The sequence below is a fragment of the Dellaglioa sp. CoH-57-MRSF-17 genome (genome assembly GCF_056782015.1).
In genome coordinates this window covers 363,444-380,044 of record NZ_JBXAXY010000001.1, presented here as the reverse complement: position 1 = coordinate 380,044, position 16,601 = coordinate 363,444, and the positions used below count along the sequence as shown (strand labels likewise).

The following is a 16,601-nucleotide window of genomic DNA, read 5'->3' as shown; positions in this document are numbered from 1 at the left end:
TACCCTTTTCTAAACAGCTTTTTCTTATTTATGGTTATACTTGTTCATCGTATTCATAAAATCATCTGTTTCCAACCAATCCTCAATTGCTAAAGTTGCTGTATTGATTGCATCACCTAAGTCTTTTTCTTGGTTTTTAGAAAATTTCGTTAATACCCAATCTACGACAGAAACTTTGTCTGGATGGTCAATACCAATTTTAATACGTTTAAATTCCTGTGTTCCTGTATGTGCGATAATGCTTTTCAAACCATTATGTCCGCCTGCTGATCCTTTTTGACGTAATCGAATCCGACCAACTTCTAAATCAAGATCATCGTTCACAATAAGGATGTCTGAAACATCAATTTTATAGAAATCCATCAACGGTCTAACAGCTCGACCTGAATCATTCATATAAGTAGATGGTTTAACTAAGACAATTTTTTCACCATTTAAATTAAACGATGCCACTTGCGCTTCATACTTGCTAGATCCAAAATCGGCATTATGTTGTTTTGCAAATACATCTACTGTAGCGAATCCGACATTGTGTCTTGTTCCATCATACTTTTGCCCAATATTTCCTAAACCGACTATCATTTTCATTTTAATTTCTCCTTTAAATAAACGCAAACATCTGGGCAAGTTTATTCAACTTACCCAGCATTTCGACCCTATTCTTTTCTTTCAACTATTATACCATACTCGATTTATGAAAATTTTGTGAAAGAACTCTCTCATCTAGTATGTTTTTTCACAAACAAACATGTTATAATTATTCAGTAATAATTATAGCTCTGAAAGGATGAATTATTTTGACAAAAACAGAAAATCATCAAAAAGTTATCTTAGTCGGCGATGGCGCCGTAGGTTCTAGTTACGCATTCGCAATGACACTCCAAGGTGTCGGCGAAGAATTCGGTATCATCGATGTTGCGAAAGATCGCACTGTCGGAGATGCTTTAGATTTAGAAGATGCAACACCATTCGCATTTCCTAAACGTATCTACTCAGCAGAATACTCTGACTGTGAAGATGCAGATCTTGTCGTTATCACTGCTGGTGCTCCACAAAAACCAGGTGAAACACGCCTTGACCTTGTAAACAAAAACTTAAACATCTTGAAAAGTATCGTATCTCCAATCGTTGAATCTGGATTTAAAGGTATTTTCTTAGTTGCTGCTAACCCAGTTGATATTTTAACTTACGCAACAATGAAATTCTCTGGTTTCCCTAAAGATCGTGTTATTGGTTCAGGTACTTCACTTGATACTTCACGTTTACGTGTTGCTTTAAGCAAATTAACTGACATTACAGATCCTCGTTCAATCCATGCTTACATGATGGGCGAACATGGCGATACAGAATTTGCTGCTTACTCAGCTGCAACTGTTGGTGGTCTTCCATTCTTAGATTGGGCAAAAGCTAACAACATTTCTGATGACCAACTTGCTAAAATTGAAGATGACGTTCGTAACAAAGCTTACGAAATTATCAACAAAAAAGGCGCAACATTCTACGGTATTGGTACAGCATTAGCTCGTCTTTCAAAAGCAATTTTGCGTGACGAAAATGCCGTATTACCTGTTAGTGCATACATGGACGGACAATATGGTTTGAACGATATTTATATCGGTACACCAGGTGTTGTTAATGGCCAAGGTCTTGCACAAATCATCGAAGTACCTTTAAGTGATGTTGAATCTAAACGTATGACTGATTCAGCTGCTACTTTGAAACAAGTATTAAATGATGGTCTTAAAGCATTAGGTGAATAATTTTTAATTATTTTCCAAAAAAGGAACGGAAGACATTCTTCCGTTCCTTTTTTAATACAATTTTAATAGTCAAATTACTGTTAAAAAGCTTTTTTTATGGTATTATAAAAATGTAAATGAGAAAAATTTAATATTTGGAGGCGCCTATATGTTATTAAATACTTTAGTTAAACCATTAAAAGAACTAACAACCGTCCGTGAAAGTGTCACACTTGAAGAAGCACTTACGGTCCTAGAAAATTCTGGATTCCGTTGTGTGCCAATCTTAGATGAAACGGGTCAAATTTTCCGTGGTAATATTTATAAAATGCATATTTATCGTCATAAATCACAGGGTGGCGATATGTCACTTCCTGTTACTTATCTTCTTAAAAATGCGACTAAGTTTATTTCATCTGATTCAGCTTTCTTCAACGTTTTCTTTTCAATTAAAGACTTACCTTATATTGCTGTTTTAAATGAAAACAACTATTTTGAGGGTATTTTAACACATACACGTCTTCTAGATATGTTGTCTCAATCATGGAATTTTGATGTTGGTAGTTATGTCTTAACTGTTATTTCAGCTGGCGAACGTGGTGATTTAGTTGATATGGCTAAAATCATTACAAAATATTCATCAATTGCTAGTTGTATGACTTTAGATGTTAAAGAAGGCGAATTATTACGCCGAACATTATTCACATTACCAGCTGGTGTAAACCAAGAAAAAGTTGATAAAATTGTTGATAACTTAGGACGTAAAGAATTTATTGTTTCTGAAATTGAAGATTTACGTAGTTAGACAAAAAAACAGACCCTTTCGGGTCTGTTTTTTTAATGCATTCTTTTATCAAAGTGAATAGCACGATCTAAAACGAGCATTATTGGTGCTGTAATTGTCATTATTACAAATTCAGATAATGCTGTTGTACCGTAAGTAGGCCAGAACGGTAAGCTCGCTGTAATGTTCAACATAATAGCGATTAAAAACATGGTAAATGAGAAAACCATAATATTTAAAAGCATTTTTTGCCACATTTTCTTAAACTTAGGACTAACAAAAATCACAATTAAAAGACCCATGATTGTTTGTACGCCCCCAAAAAGAACATCTAACGGACTGCTGTAAAAGAGATTAAATAAGATAACCCCTAATGAAACACCCCAGATATATTTCTTATTGAAAAGTACTAAGTGATTCAATCCTTCTGATAGTCGAAATTGAATAGCACCACTAGCCATGTTCACCATTCCTGGAACAACTGCCAATACGATATAAAGTGCAGCGATTAAACCATTAATGATTACCTGGTTTACACGATTATTTTTTGTCATTATTAATAGACTCCCTTAGTTTTTTAGCGTGGGATGGTTACGAACCACGTTTTTTTATGTCTTTTTACTGTTTATTTTTCTTTATGTATTGCTGAAACAAGTCCAACACTCATTCTAAGCGCATCATCAACCTCAAGCATACTTTTTTTCGATACATGCGTGATACGATCTTTTAGACGTTGCTTATCAATTGTGCGAATTTGCTCCATTAGTATAACTGAATCTTTTTCAATACCATCTCTACTTGCTAAAAGTCCAACATGTGTTGGCATTTTAGGCTTCTGGATGCGCGCCGTAATGGCGGCAACGATGACTGTCGGACTATAACGATTCCCAATATTGTTTTGGATAATGAGAACAGGTCTCATACCGCCTTGTTCAGAACCAATAACGGGCGATAAATCTGCATAGAATATATCACCACGTATGATACTTTCAACCATCTTATCCCAACTCTCTACATAATTTGAAGGTGCAATAACACTTCATCTTCAGATCCTTTAAAATCATTACAGATTTCACTATTCAATTGTCCCATTTCTGAGTAGCCATCAATTAACTCATCCATCATTTTTTTATGACTTAAAATAGAGTTAAATATTTCGCTATCCTTCAACGCTTCATTGGTAATCGAATAATATGCACAGTAATCGGCTATATGACTCATTGCTACTTTCTCATTTTTATCCATCTGCACTTCCCCCATAGAATTACACTCTACAGATAGTTTACCATAGCAAACTAAGCAAATAAATACTAATTTAGGTAGACATGTGGTACTCGTCCTGAAAGTGCACAGATTATTTCATAATGAATTGTTTCAGCGTACGTTGCAACATCCTGTGCTGTAATCATTTCATCGCCATCTTGGCCTATTAGAGTTACTTTTGTATCATTTGGCATTTCATGTGGCAATCTAATCATTAATTGATCCATGCAAACTCGACCAATTATTTCGCAAAATTGACCGTCGACTAATAGTTTAAAGCCTTGCATCTTTCGGGGCATACCATCTGCATACCCAATTGGTACTGTACCAACCCATTCATTTTCTTGAGCTTGATATGTAATACCGTAACCAACTGAATCACCTGCATGGATTTCTTTCACATAACTTAATTCAGATGTTAATCCAAATGCTGGTTTTAACGCATAAGGTAGTTCTAATTCACCACCAGATGGATTTAAACCATACATTGAAATGCCCATCCGAATCATATTACCGTTGCAAGCAGAGTGCCATAAGCTCGTTGCAGAATTAGAAACGTGTACATAACGAGGTCTATCAGAAACTACTGACATCAATTCATTAAATTTTGACATTTGTTTTTTAAAATACGAATCATTAGGAGAGTCTGCTGTCGCAAAGTGAGTAAAAACCCCTTCAAAGTTTAATGTATTTTGATGACTTCCAAGGAAATTAATTGCCTCTAAAAACGGTTCTGCTTCTCTAAAACCAATACGACCCATTCCTGTATCCAATGCTAAATGAACGGCCAAAGGCGCTAATTTTTCTTCACTCAGTAACTTATTAGCTTCTTGTAACCAGCCAAGTTCTGAAACAGTTACAGATATTTTGCTTTTTGCCAGTAACGGTGCATATTCAACTTTCGTTAATCCCAGAATCAAGATAGTTTCAACAAACCCGGCTTCTCGTAACGCTAATGCCTCATCAATTATTGCCACACAAAAACCTTTTACACCAGCATCTTTTGCAACTTTAGCTACTTCAATCAATCCATGACCATACGCATCAGCTTTAACAACAGCAAAAATAACCGTCTCATCTGTTAATGTCTTTTTTTCAGCTGTGATATTTGCCTTAATAGCTGCCCTATCTACCACGATTTGGGTTGGACGATGATAACCTACAACCATTTTTACATCCCCTTTTCTTGATTTTCTAAAATAACTTCAGTCATAACTAAATTGTTCGTATGAGAAATTGAAATAAAGCCATTACCCTCAAAAGGGTGCTGCGTAATTATCGGTTTACCAATTTCATTATTTAATATTTCAACATCTAAAAAGCCAACTTTATCCCCTATTCCCGTTCCAAAAGCCTTACTGTATGCCTCTTTGGCGGAAAATCTTCCAGCAATAAATTCGTCTTTATGACTACCTTTTAATTCATCAAATTGTTTAATTTCATTTGTTGTGAGAATCTTTGTTATAAATTCTTCATGTTGTTTTGCCAACTTTACTACTCGATCAATATCGGCAATATCAACACCAATTCCATAAATCATATTATCACCTATTTCTTTTCATTGATATCCTTGTTAAGTTTATCAAATTTATTCATTTTCTGCACTAAAATCGTTTATATTTTACCTATCAATATTGTAAGAATAGCAATTTTAAACAAAAAAAGAGACCTAAATTAATAGGTCTCTTTTCAATATTCAAATTAATCTTTTGTTCTGATTGTGAAGTTACGTTTTGGTGCGCTACTTCCGTTTGAACGGTTGTCATTTGAACGATTATCGCTTGAGCGGTTACCTTTGTAACCTCCGCCACCATTACCATTGCTACGGCGATCGCTACTTCCGTTACGACGATCTGAACTTCCACCGTTACTACGGTTTCCGCCACCATTACGGTTGCCTTGGTAACCACCACCGTTGCCACCACGACGATTTCCACCGCCATTGCCGCTACGACGGTTGTTTCCGCCACCACCGCCACCCCCCTTACGTCTAGGTAATGGGCGTTCTGGTGTAATCTTAACAGGTACTTGTGATGAATCATTTTTAATAACATCACTAAGTAATGCTGCAACTAAATCAGCAACTTCAAACTTAGCCATTAATTCAGTAGCTTGTTTTGCATATTTTTTAGTATCAGTTTTGTTAACTAAGGCAGTAACGTCAGCGATTGCTGTTTCAATTTGACCAGCAAATGCTTCATCATCTGTAGGTGGTGTTAAAGCCACCATACGTTTCTTAGTTAATTTTTCGATTTGACGTAAGTAATCCATTTCATTTGGTGAAACAAATGTCAATGAAGTTCCTTTATGTCCGGCACGGCCTGTACGGCCAATACGATGGACATAACTTTCAGGATCTTGAGGAATATCATAGTTAAAGACATGGGTAACCCCAGAAATATCTAAACCACGAGCAGCAACATCAGTTGCAACTAAAATATCAAGTTTACCTGATTTAAATTCACGTAAAATACTCATACGACGTTGTTGTGATAAATCACCATGGATTCCTTTAGCGTTGTATCCGCGCATTTCAAATCCTTTAGCTAATTCGTCAACACGACGTTTTGTACGACCAAACACGATTGTTTGTGTTGGGTTTTGAGCATCATACATACGTGTCATGATATCAAATTTTTCGAAATCTTTTGAGATTACGTAGAATTGATCAACTAAGTCAGTTGTTAATTCTTTTGCCTTAACAGTTACCAAAGTTGGATCTGTCATAAATCTTTCACCAATACGGCGAATAGCAGTTGGCATTGTTGCAGAGAATAACAATGTTTGACGTTCGTCAGGAACAGTTGTTAAGATGCTTTCGATATCTTCAACGAATCCCATATCTAACATTTCATCAGCTTCATCTAAAACCAAAGTTTTAACATTACCTAATTTAACGGTGCGACGACGAATATGATCTAATAAACGTCCTGGTGTTCCAACTAAAATTTGAGGTGCGCGATTAAGACTCTTGATTTGACGACGAATATCAGACCCACCATAAACAACTTGAACTTTAGCATGTTTTTCTTTACCTAAACGGTAAAGTTCTTCTTGCGTTTGAATAGCAAGTTCACGTGTTGGTGAGATGATAAGTGCTTGAACTTCATCTTTTGTTGTATCAATTGTATCTAAGATTGGTAAACCAAATGCAGCAGTTTTACCAGTACCTGTTTGTGCTTGTCCAATAACATCTTTTCCTTCTAAAGCCATTGGAATTGTTTCAGATTGGATAGGTGTTGCTTCTTCAAAACCGCTGCGTTGAACGGCCTTTAGTAGTTCATCGGATAGTCCTAATTCTGTAAATTTCAAGTATAAATTCCTCCTAATGTGTTTGCAAACTAACATGCTTCACAACACAGTTAAGAGTTCGTCGTCAATTACTGTCTTGTAAAGTTAAATTAATTTAAGTCTGACCCTTCATGAGTCACTATTTAAACTATAATAGCACCTTAAATAATATTAAGCAACTCTCTAATTACTTTGTAAAGCCGATAAAACGGTTTCTAAATGAACGCCATGGCTTCCTTTAATCAAAATAGAATCTTTTTCAGTACGTATTTTTAATAAATCTTCAACCATAGCTTCTTTTTCATCTAAATCATAATAATGAAGATGTTGATCATCATACTTTGATTTTAATGCTGTTGCTAAAGATTTTATTTGTTCTCCGTAAAGATAAACGCTTTGAATTTTTTCATTATCAAAACTATCAGCCAAGCTGAGATGCATATCGCTAGATTGCTCACCTAATTCAAGCATATCACCCAAAACAACCATTCGATTACCTTCAACATCGCTGTTTGAGAATGCTTTGATAACAGCTTTTGCAGCTGTCGGATTTGAATTATAGACATCACTTAAAATTGACTCGCCCAAATGACCTCTAAGCCACTCTGTCCGATTCTTCGTTAAATCAAAATCACTAAGCGCCTTTACAATATTTTTAGGTGACACACGATAATGACGACCAACTGAGATAGCAGCCATCGCATTATCTACGTTATATGTGCCAATCATTGGAATTGTAAAATTAAAATCAGCCATTTCTCTCACTTTAAAGCTAGTCATTGTTTGATTGCCGACAACATTTGAAACACTCAAGTCAGCACTTTCACCATGACCGAAGCCAAATGATTGCTGTTCAATATTGGAAACACGTTCTCTTAATAACGGTTCATCTGCATTATAAACCAACAAGCCGTCTTCTTTCAGCCCATTCACAATTTCCATTTTTGCATCCGCAATTTTATCTCGCGTACCAAAAAATTCGATATGTGCTTCGCCAATCATCGTAATAACAGCGACATCAGGTTGTGCAATTCGACTTAAAAAGTCTAACTCACCAGGATGATCCATCCCCATTTCGACAACAACAACTTCCGTATTAGGTTCTATACTTAATAAAGTCATCGGTACGCCTAAATGATTATTGAAATTCGCTTCCGTTTTACAAACATTATATTGCTGACTTAAAATTTCTGTAATCATATCTTTAGTTGTCGTTTTACCGTTACTACCAGTAACTGCGACAACTTTAGGATTAATTTTATCCAAGTAATGTTTTGCTAAATCTTGGTAAGCCATTAATGTGTCATCTACTAAGATAGCTGGGATTTTCGTTGGCATTGTATCTTGATGGTCAACTGCCCATAAAGTCGCTGTTGCACCATTATCAATCGCACTTTGGATATAATCATGACCGTCATTTTCTGCCACAATAGGTACAAATAAACTGCCTTCCGTTAGTTGTCGACTATCAAATGAAACACTCGATATATTAATTGGTTCATCAGTAATTTCGTTCTTGGCGCTAACTGCGCTCGCAATTTCAGTTAATTGCATTTTCATTATATAAACCCTCGCATTCATATGACCATTAAATCTATTGTTTACTATTATTTGCCTGATTTTTTTTCAATGCTAATTGTAATAATTCTTCAATTAAATCACTGTAACTCAGCCCAACGGCTTCCCACAATCTTGGATACATTGCATTTTTATAAAATCCTGGCATTGTTGTAATCTCATTTAAATAAATATCTTGGTTAGCGCTAATTAAAAAATCACACCTAGCAAGCCCTGATCCATCAATAACCGCAAAAGCTGTTTTAGAAAAACCAACTATCTTATCCAATAATTCCTCATCGAGTTCAACTGGAATTCTGGCTTCGTGATCTTCCTTCATTGCAAGTTTACGATCATAGACGTCATCAAACGACAAAATTTCTCCTGGTACACTTGTTGCGATTTCTTCGTTACCTAATAATCCAATTTCAATTTCACGTGCTACAATGCCTCGTTCTACAATCACTCGAGGACCAAGTTCAAAAGCATTATCAATTGCATATTGTAATTCAACACTATTATTCACCTGTGTAACACCGATTCCTGAACCCAAATTAGATGGTTTCACATACATTGGATAAAGTAATTCGCCCTCACATCTGGCAATCACACTTGCAGTGTTATTTTCCCAAGACTGTGAGTCAATCGCTTGGAATGGTACAACCGGAATTCCGGCTTGTTTAAAGAGTAATTTACTCATTATTTTATCATTACCGACAGCCGATGCTAGTACACTGTTACCAACATAGGGGATATTCAACGTTTCAAGTAGTCCTTGGACAGTTCCATCTTCACCATTTGGGCCATGTAAGACAGGAAAAACCACACTATCTTCAGGGTCAAATCCATTTGGCAAAAATTTTATTCCAGTTGAATTTTCATGATTATTCGTTGCTTGTCCTTTTTCATCTGTTTCTCTAAGTCTTAAATTATCAACAAATTTAACTGGTTCGTTAAGCGTCTGACCTTGCAGCCAATTCCCCGTTTTCGTAATATAAACTGGAATTACCGAATAGTATTGGTAATATATCGCTTGTGTTATTTGAAAAGCAGTTGAAAGTGAGATCTCATGTTCTGCACTTTTACCACCATAGAGTAAATAAACTCGCATTCGTATTGCCCTCCATTTTTTGCACGTCCTATTGTACCATTCTTTTTAAATTCAACAAAAATAAAAAAAGATAACATAATAATACGTTATCTTTTTAGAATATAATACTGTCTTCAAAAGCAGATTTGTTAGAAACTTCGATAAACCATTCTTGATCTACAAATCGATACTCCAAATTAGCAACTAACTTGGCACTTTCTGTCTCCAATGTTGGCTCATGCCACTTCATCTGAGAAACGTTATCTATCATAATATAGACAGGTAATATTAACTTCGTATTATTAATTGTGATCCTTGAAAAATCTAATATTACACCTTCAACAAATAATGGCATTAATTCTTCAACAATTTTTTTAGGTATCTTTTTCAACGTCATAGGACGTCGTCTAAACAGACCATTTTTTTCACGATACGATTGATTCGCATGTCTAATAATTGATTTAGAAAAAACATTATAAAATTGCGTTAAATAACGATAGTAGATTTTTAATGCATCATTTGGTAACGTTAAAAAAACGTAGTCATTCTGCAATTTATAGTAAAAAGGTGATTGAATATGAGAAAATGCATGTCCCAAATATAAGAATTCTGCTACTTCTCTTGGTGTTATTAATTCTAAATCATCTTGACTATCGAAATCAATCCAACTTTGCTTTAACCCAACAGTCTTTTTATTCAAATAACGTGCAGTATCTTCTTCCCCGGTTACCGTGTTAAATCCTGTTGCGATGTCAATTTCATTTTCATAATCCACTGGGTTTAACGATAAAATATTAGTTGGTAATCTGGGAATGCTTGTTATGAAATCTTCTTTGGAAATCCCATATGATAAAATCAAATGAGAAACCGTTTCAACATGAACGTAGACTAAATTGTCTCTCACCACTATCATCCCCATTTTATAAAATAGTTTACATTGCTTCTAATCTTTCAATTCTATCTTCCATCGGTGGATGTGTTTGAAATAATCCAGTTGTTTTTTTCTTCAATGGATTTGAAATATAAAGTGCCGCACTACTTGGATCGGCACGTTCCATTGGTTTACTATCAGAAATTTTTTCCAACGCATGGATTAGTCCTTGCGGATTACGCGTTAATTCAACAGCAGAAGCATCAGCCAAATATTCTCTGTTTCGAGAAAGTGCAAGCTGAGCAATTGTTGCTGCAATTGGTCCTAAAATAACCAATAATAATGATAAAATCATCAAAATAATTTCTAATGATCCGCCACCTTCTCGATCATCACTTCGACGGCGACCTCCGCCCCACCAAAATGAGTTCATTCCAATATTTACTAATAATGAAATTGCTGCCGATAATGCTAATGCAATTGTTGATAATCGAATATCGTAGTTGCGTACATGCGAAATTTCATGCGCCATAACGCCTTCTAATTCTTCACGATTTAATCGATTGATTAAGCCACTTGTTGCAGCAACTGCCGCGTGTTCTGGATTATTTCCCGTTGCAAACGCATTAGGACTATCATCTTCAATAATAAACACTTTTGGCATTGGAACTTGGCCCACAATCGCCATATCTTCAACAACATGCCATAATTCAGGTGCATCATCGACTGATTTTATTTCAGTTGCATGATTCATACTCATGACAACGCTAGTTGATTGTGAAATCATCAATCCCATATAAACAACTGCAATGACAACAGCCATAAGTAGTCCAGAAACAGCACTATTGAAAAAAACATAGCCAACGGCACTACCAATCGCAACCATCAATAAAACAAAACCAATTAAAACATAAACTGTTTTGCGCTTATTTCGCGCGATTTGATCATATAGCATTAGTTATCTCCTAACTGTTTAATCAAATGAAACGTTGGGTACAGCTTTTTCAGCTTCAGGGACTTCAAGATATTCTACTTTTGTAAAATGATGAATTCCGGCAACAATGTTACTTGGAAATGATTGAATTTTTGCATTTAAACTTGCAGCAGTTGAGTTAAATAGTTGACGTGAATAAGAAATTTTATTTTCTGTATTTGATAGTTCTTCCATTAACTTAGTGAATTCTGTGTTAGCTTTTAAATCTGGGTAACTTTCAGATAACGCAAAAATACTTTTCAATGATTGACTCAATTGATTAGAAACTTCCATTGTTGTTTCATGTGCATCCGTTGGTACTTGTGTTAATTGATTACGTAATTCAACTACTTTAGCAAATGTTTCTTTTTCGTGAGTTGCATATCCCTTAACAGTTGAAACTAAGTTAGGAATTAAATCATTACGACGTTTTAATTGGACGTCAATTTGACTCCATGATTCCTCAGTCCGGATTTTTGCTTTTACTAAACCATTGTAGCCGCTAATGTACATAATAACTAAAAGTACTACGATAACTCCGATAATAATCATTGCCATAATTTTCAGTCTCCTCTTTAAATATAAAGTGTCTTATTTTAGTTTCTATTCTTAATTATCATACCAAAGTTAGACCCTTTTAGAAAGCAATTAAGCTAACGGTTACACCAATTTATCTAACTAGTTTTAATAATGTGATTATTATGGCATAATAGCATTATTAAGAAATTTGTAAAGGGGATTATTAACATGAATGTATTATTTGTATGTATGGGAAATATTTGCCGATCACCAATGGCTGAAGCAATGTTACGAGACGATTTAGCTAAGTTAAACCTTTCTGACCAAGTAACTGTTGATTCTGCTGGCACAAGTTCTTCACAAGAAGGAAATGGCGCCCATGAAGGGACTATTACTAAACTTGTTGAACATCAGATTCCAACAGATGGCTTAATCTCACGTCCGGTTAGTTACTTAGATTTCATTAATAGTGATTTAATTATTGCAATGGATGATATCAATGTTGAGCGTCTTGAAAAAGCTGCACCTGCATCTAAAAAAGAAAAAATCGTTAACTTCCTTTCAATTGTTCCCGGTAAAGAAAAAGAATCTGTTCCTGATCCATGGATTACTGGTGACTTTGACGAAACTTATAACTTAATTAGTCTTGGAATGCCTTACTGGATTGATTATATTAAAGCACAAATTAAATAATAAAAATGACCACAAATTTTAAAATTTGTGGTCATTTTTATTATTTATTATTATGAATCATTTTAAAATACTTTTGAACTGTTTTTGGTGCAGCATTGTATGTCCAATCTTTAACATACTCACCTTGGACCATCAAACGTCCGGCACCCGTATCATCACAAGTAATTAATGTGACTAATTTTTCTCCGGGTACATCATCAATAACTTGAACGTCTGTTGCTTTGATATATTTCATTTTAGATGTTTCATACTCATAAATCTTTTTAGCATCTGTTAAATAGATTTTTTGGCCAATTTTCATGCTAACTAATGGACTAAACAATAAATCCTTTCGAATCATATGATGTCCAGCAAGTGCATAATTACCCTCGCCCATTTTTTGGTTTTCCTTTAAAGTTCCAGCAGCAAGTGCCAAGGTATCAGTGCTAACGCCTTTAGCAATCGGCAAGTTCATTGAGACATCCGGAATACTAATTTCTCCAAGTAAAACCAAATTTTTTTCATTTGCTTTTGCTTTCACGACATCTGCCGTATTCAAACTCTTAACTTCACTAAAATCAAAGGATGCTTTTTTATTTTTATTTTTATCGACTAATTCTGAATTAATGGTTGGGTCTGTTAGTCCAACAATAAAGTTTTTAATTTGTTCATTGAATACTAGCGAAAGCCCCACCAATAACAATAGTATTAATAATATAGTTGTTAGCCATTTTTTCCAACGACTTTTTTTAGCTGCTTTATTTTTTTCCATTAATAACCCCCACTTTCGCTTAACAACTATTTTACCATATAACTTTTATCCTTGTTTAGTGTTATGATTATAATTATCAAAAAATATCTTTAGGGGGACTGTTTAATTTGTTGACTTCACTAAAATCAACATTTTTTCGTTCTAGACAACCTTGGGAACAAAATTTATTTGTTTTATGGTTTGGTACGTTCATGGCTGGCGTGGCATTTAGTTTAATTATGCCATTTATGTCACTTTATATTGATACGTTAGGTGACTTCACCAAAACCGAATTAAATTTTTATAGCGGCATTACCTATTCATCTACATTTTTAATTACCGCCATTGTTTCCCCACTATGGGGTCGTTTAGCTGATCGAAAAGGTCGTAAATTAATGATTTTAAGAGCTTCATTCGGAATGGCCATTGTTTTAGGCCTGATGGGGCTTGTCAGTAACGTTTACCAATTAATTGCGTTACGTTTATTACAAGGTGTCTTTTCTGGTTATATTAGTAACTCACAGGCACTGATTGCAACAGAGACACCCAAGCGGCAAAGTGGTAAAGCACTCGGTATTTTAGTTACCGGTAGTGTTACTGGTACTTTATTTGGACCACTAATCGGTGGCGCAATAGCTGGGGTCTTCGGCTATCGTATTACCTTCTTCATTACTGCTGCGATTTTGCTAATTGTTTTCTTACTTAGTTATTTCTTTGTACATGAACATTTTACGCCTGTTGAAAAAGGTGAAATGCAAACGTCAAAAGAAATCTTCAAGAAATTACATCATCCTAAATTAATTATCGGGATGTTTGTCACTACCTTAATCATTCAAGCATCAAATTATTCCATTAGTCCTATTCTAAGCTTATACGTTCGAGAACTCTTACATAACGTTGGAAATGTTACCTTTATCAGTGGGTGTGTGGCTTCTATTCCAGGAATAGCAACGCTAATTGCTGCGCCTCGCTTAGGAGTACTAGGCGATAAAATTGGAACAGAACGTATTTTAAAAATTGCACTTACTGTCGCAATTTTCATTTTTATTCCAATGGCATTAGTGACTAATGTTTGGCAACTTGGCGGCTTACGTTTCTTAATTGGGATTACGGATGCCGCAATGTTACCTGCAGTTCAAACAATTCTAACAAAAAATACACCGGCAGAATTCACAGGTCGAGTGTTCAGTTACAATCAATCATTCCAAGCCATGGGATCAGTCGTTGGTCCTATGATTGGCTCTACCGTTTCTGGCGTATTCGATTACAAAGGTGTCTTTATTTCTACCGCTATTTTAGTTGGTATTAATCTCATCTGGGTTCTCTACGTCACAAAAGGGATGTATTCACGAAAAGCTGAATAGTAACGTTCAATCTAGTTGAACGTTACTATTTTTTTGTATAAAAAAAGGAAGAAGCTTATTGGCTTCTTCCTTTTCGAAATAGTTCTTATTTTGCAGCGTTTGCGTCTGTAAGACCATATTTCTTGTTGAAACGATCCACACGGCCATCGGCTTGAGTGAATTTTTGACGTCCAGTATAGAATGGATGTGAATCCGATGAAATTTCGACACGAATCAATGGGTATGATTTGCCATCTTCCATTTCAATTGTTTCTTCTGAATGTTTTGTTGAACCTGAGATAAATTTGTAACCTGAAGTAGTATCCATAAATACAACTTCATGGTAATCTGGATGGATTTCTTTTTTCATAAGTAAGTATTCTCCTTTGCCCTAATCCATCTGCTGAATTAGAGTTATTCTTTATATTACAACATGCACAATCTTATCACGAATTAACTCGTTTTACAATTAAATTTTATTTACTTGTTTTTGTTAACTCTTTTAAAAATTCAGCATTATTTTTTGTTTTCTTCATTTTTTGGATAACACGTTCCGTAGCACCTAGTGAATCGCCTGTCATCATCTTTCGAATCTGCCATAGTTCTTCAATTGTTTGCTTAGATAATAATAATTCTTCTTTACGTGTACTTGATTTTTTTAAATCGACAGCAGGGAAGATACGGCGTTCAGCAAGCTCTCTTGAGAGTTGTAATTCCATATTACCGGTTCCTTTGAACTCTTCATAAATCACATCATCCATTCGGCTACCCGTATCAACCAAAGCAGTTCCTAATATTGTCAGGCTTCCACCTTCTTCAATATTACGTGCAGCACCAAAGAATTTTTTAGGTCGATAAAATGCTGCTGGATCAATCCCACCTGATAACGTCCGTCCGCTTGGCGGAATCGTTAAATTATACGCTCTAGCCAAGCGAGTAACTGAATCCATTAAAATAACAACATCTTGCTTATCTTCAACTAATCGCATTGCACGTTCTAAAACAAGTTCAGAAACACGCGCATGGTTCTCTGGTTGTTGATCGAATGTTGACGATACAACATCACCTTTAATTGATCGTTCTAAATCAGTCACTTCTTCAGGTCGTTCATCAATTAATAGTACGATTAATTTTACATCGGGATGATTTTCTGCGATTCCTTGAGCAATCTCTTTAAGTAAAGTTGTTTTCCCAGCTTTAGGTGGTGCCACGATTAAACCACGTTGACCAAATCCAATAGGAGCAAATAAATCAGTTAATCTCGTTGAAAGATTTTGACTAGTTGTTTCTAAAGTTAATTGTCGATTAGGATATAAGGGCGTCAGTGCAGGAAAATGTGGACGTTCCTTTGCTTCTTCTGGATTTTTACCATTAACTGTATCAACGTGCATTAACCCATAATAACGTTCATTAGGCTTTGGTGGTCGTGCTTTACCTCCGACTAAATCCCCATTTCTTAAATTAAATCGCTTAATTTGTGAGGCAGAAATATAAATGTCCTCTTGTGATGGGCCGTAGTTAATTGGACGCAAAAAACCGAATCCATCCTGATTGGGAACAATGTCTAAGACACCTTCCATCAAAATGAATCCTTGTTGTTTTGCTTGAGCCCTTAGAATTGCCAAAGACAATTCTTTTTTATTCATTTGGCTATAATATTGTATTTTATATTCTTGGGCATAGCCATAAATTTCTTTAAGCGTCTTGTCTTTTAATTCACCCATCGTTAAGAAGTCGCTCATTTAATC

19 protein-coding genes and 1 riboswitch are annotated in these 16,601 nt (G+C 35.2%); of the genes, 4 read left to right on the top strand and 15 right to left on the bottom strand.

The genetic code is table 11. From position 1 onward, the window contains the following. Positions 1 to 24: 24 nt before the first annotated feature. A complete protein-coding gene (gene pth, locus AC1RPJ_RS01765) occupies positions 25 to 588 on the bottom strand; it encodes an aminoacyl-tRNA hydrolase (RefSeq protein WP_409021584.1) in 564 nt (187 codons plus the stop codon). Between the two features lie 209 nt (positions 589 to 797). Here pth and AC1RPJ_RS01760 point away from each other — a divergent pair, with 209 nt between their 5' ends. Next, positions 798 to 1,760 (top strand): L-lactate dehydrogenase, encoded by a 963-nt coding sequence (locus AC1RPJ_RS01760; RefSeq protein ID WP_409021585.1) that lies wholly within the window; start codon positions 798 to 800, stop codon positions 1,758 to 1,760. 148 nt (positions 1,761 to 1,908) lie between these two features. After that, positions 1,909 to 2,544 (top strand): cyclic di-AMP binding protein CbpA, encoded by a 636-nt coding sequence (gene cbpA / locus AC1RPJ_RS01755; RefSeq protein WP_409021586.1) that lies wholly within the window; start codon positions 1,909 to 1,911, stop codon positions 2,542 to 2,544. Positions 2,545 to 2,576: 32 nt separating this feature from the next. Here cbpA and AC1RPJ_RS01750 read toward each other — a convergent pair whose 3' ends face one another. The 11 genes from AC1RPJ_RS01750 to AC1RPJ_RS01700 form a co-directional block, all read right to left on the bottom strand. Continuing rightward, on the bottom strand, positions 2,577 to 3,077 hold the full coding sequence (locus tag AC1RPJ_RS01750; protein WP_481760856.1) for a QueT transporter family protein: 501 nt from the start codon (positions 3,075 to 3,077) through the stop codon (positions 2,577 to 2,579). A 9-nt stretch (positions 3,078 to 3,086) separates the two neighbouring features. After that, positions 3,087 to 3,131: riboswitch (PreQ1 riboswitch) on the bottom strand. A 17-nt stretch (positions 3,132 to 3,148) separates the two neighbouring features. Beyond that, the gene (locus AC1RPJ_RS01745; RefSeq protein ID WP_409021588.1) at positions 3,149 to 3,520 is read right to left on the bottom strand and encodes a type II toxin-antitoxin system PemK/MazF family toxin; all 372 of its coding nucleotides are present in this window, start codon (positions 3,518 to 3,520) and stop codon (positions 3,149 to 3,151) included. A gap of 14 nt (positions 3,521 to 3,534) precedes the next feature. Further along, on the bottom strand, positions 3,535 to 3,768 hold the full coding sequence (locus AC1RPJ_RS01740; protein WP_481760857.1) for a hypothetical protein: 234 nt from the start codon (positions 3,766 to 3,768) through the stop codon (positions 3,535 to 3,537). A gap of 65 nt (positions 3,769 to 3,833) precedes the next feature. Further along, positions 3,834 to 4,955 carry an alanine racemase gene (gene alr / locus AC1RPJ_RS01735; RefSeq protein WP_481760858.1) on the bottom strand — a complete coding sequence of 374 codons (1,122 nt, stop codon included), beginning with the start codon at positions 4,953 to 4,955 and terminating at the stop codon, positions 3,834 to 3,836. 2 nt (positions 4,956 to 4,957) lie between these two features. Further along, a complete protein-coding gene (acpS, locus tag AC1RPJ_RS01730; protein WP_481760859.1) occupies positions 4,958 to 5,326 on the bottom strand; it encodes a holo-ACP synthase in 369 nt (122 codons plus the stop codon). A 161-nt stretch (positions 5,327 to 5,487) separates the two neighbouring features. Beyond that, complete coding sequence (gene cshA / locus AC1RPJ_RS01725) at positions 5,488 to 7,098, bottom strand: degradosome RNA helicase CshA (RefSeq protein WP_481760860.1); 1,611 nt, start codon at positions 7,096 to 7,098, stop codon at positions 5,488 to 5,490. A gap of 162 nt (positions 7,099 to 7,260) precedes the next feature. After that, positions 7,261 to 8,637, bottom strand: coding sequence for a UDP-N-acetylmuramoyl-tripeptide--D-alanyl-D-alanine ligase (locus AC1RPJ_RS01720; RefSeq protein ID WP_481760861.1), 1,377 nt, complete (start codon positions 8,635 to 8,637; stop codon positions 7,261 to 7,263). A gap of 34 nt (positions 8,638 to 8,671) precedes the next feature. Beyond that, positions 8,672 to 9,745 carry a D-alanine--D-alanine ligase family protein gene (locus AC1RPJ_RS01715; protein WP_481760862.1) on the bottom strand — a complete coding sequence of 358 codons (1,074 nt, stop codon included), beginning with the start codon at positions 9,743 to 9,745 and terminating at the stop codon, positions 8,672 to 8,674. 94 nt (positions 9,746 to 9,839) lie between these two features. Next, entirely contained in the window at positions 9,840 to 10,628 is a 789-nt protein-coding gene (locus AC1RPJ_RS01710; RefSeq protein ID WP_481760863.1) for a hypothetical protein, read from the bottom strand. A gap of 28 nt (positions 10,629 to 10,656) precedes the next feature. Then, positions 10,657 to 11,550 carry a zinc metalloprotease HtpX gene (htpX, locus tag AC1RPJ_RS01705; RefSeq protein ID WP_409021596.1) on the bottom strand — a complete coding sequence of 298 codons (894 nt, stop codon included), beginning with the start codon at positions 11,548 to 11,550 and terminating at the stop codon, positions 10,657 to 10,659. Between the two features lie 18 nt (positions 11,551 to 11,568). Further along, positions 11,569 to 12,126 (bottom strand): LemA family protein, encoded by a 558-nt coding sequence (locus AC1RPJ_RS01700; RefSeq protein WP_409021597.1) that lies wholly within the window; start codon positions 12,124 to 12,126, stop codon positions 11,569 to 11,571. A 189-nt stretch (positions 12,127 to 12,315) separates the two neighbouring features. On the opposite strand from AC1RPJ_RS01700, the gene AC1RPJ_RS01695 reads away from it, so the two are divergent. Continuing rightward, positions 12,316 to 12,780, top strand: coding sequence for a low molecular weight protein-tyrosine-phosphatase (locus AC1RPJ_RS01695; RefSeq protein ID WP_481760864.1), 465 nt, complete (start codon positions 12,316 to 12,318; stop codon positions 12,778 to 12,780). Between the two features lie 40 nt (positions 12,781 to 12,820). Here the strand turns inward: AC1RPJ_RS01695 and AC1RPJ_RS01690 are convergent, their stop codons facing one another. Further along, positions 12,821 to 13,531 (bottom strand): class A sortase, encoded by a 711-nt coding sequence (locus AC1RPJ_RS01690; RefSeq protein ID WP_481760865.1) that lies wholly within the window; start codon positions 13,529 to 13,531, stop codon positions 12,821 to 12,823. A gap of 107 nt (positions 13,532 to 13,638) precedes the next feature. Between AC1RPJ_RS01690 and AC1RPJ_RS01685 the strand changes: the two genes are divergently transcribed. Next, positions 13,639 to 14,874 (top strand): multidrug efflux MFS transporter, encoded by a 1,236-nt coding sequence (locus AC1RPJ_RS01685; protein ID WP_481760866.1) that lies wholly within the window; start codon positions 13,639 to 13,641, stop codon positions 14,872 to 14,874. A gap of 85 nt (positions 14,875 to 14,959) precedes the next feature. Here AC1RPJ_RS01685 and AC1RPJ_RS01680 read toward each other — a convergent pair whose 3' ends face one another. Together AC1RPJ_RS01680 and rho are read right to left on the bottom strand one after the other, a co-directional pair. Continuing rightward, entirely contained in the window at positions 14,960 to 15,223 is a 264-nt protein-coding gene (locus AC1RPJ_RS01680) for a type B 50S ribosomal protein L31 (protein WP_409021601.1), read from the bottom strand. Positions 15,224 to 15,329: 106 nt separating this feature from the next. Next, positions 15,330 to 16,595, bottom strand: coding sequence for a transcription termination factor Rho (rho, locus tag AC1RPJ_RS01675; protein WP_409021602.1), 1,266 nt, complete (start codon positions 16,593 to 16,595; stop codon positions 15,330 to 15,332). Positions 16,596 to 16,601: the final 6 nt, after the last annotated feature.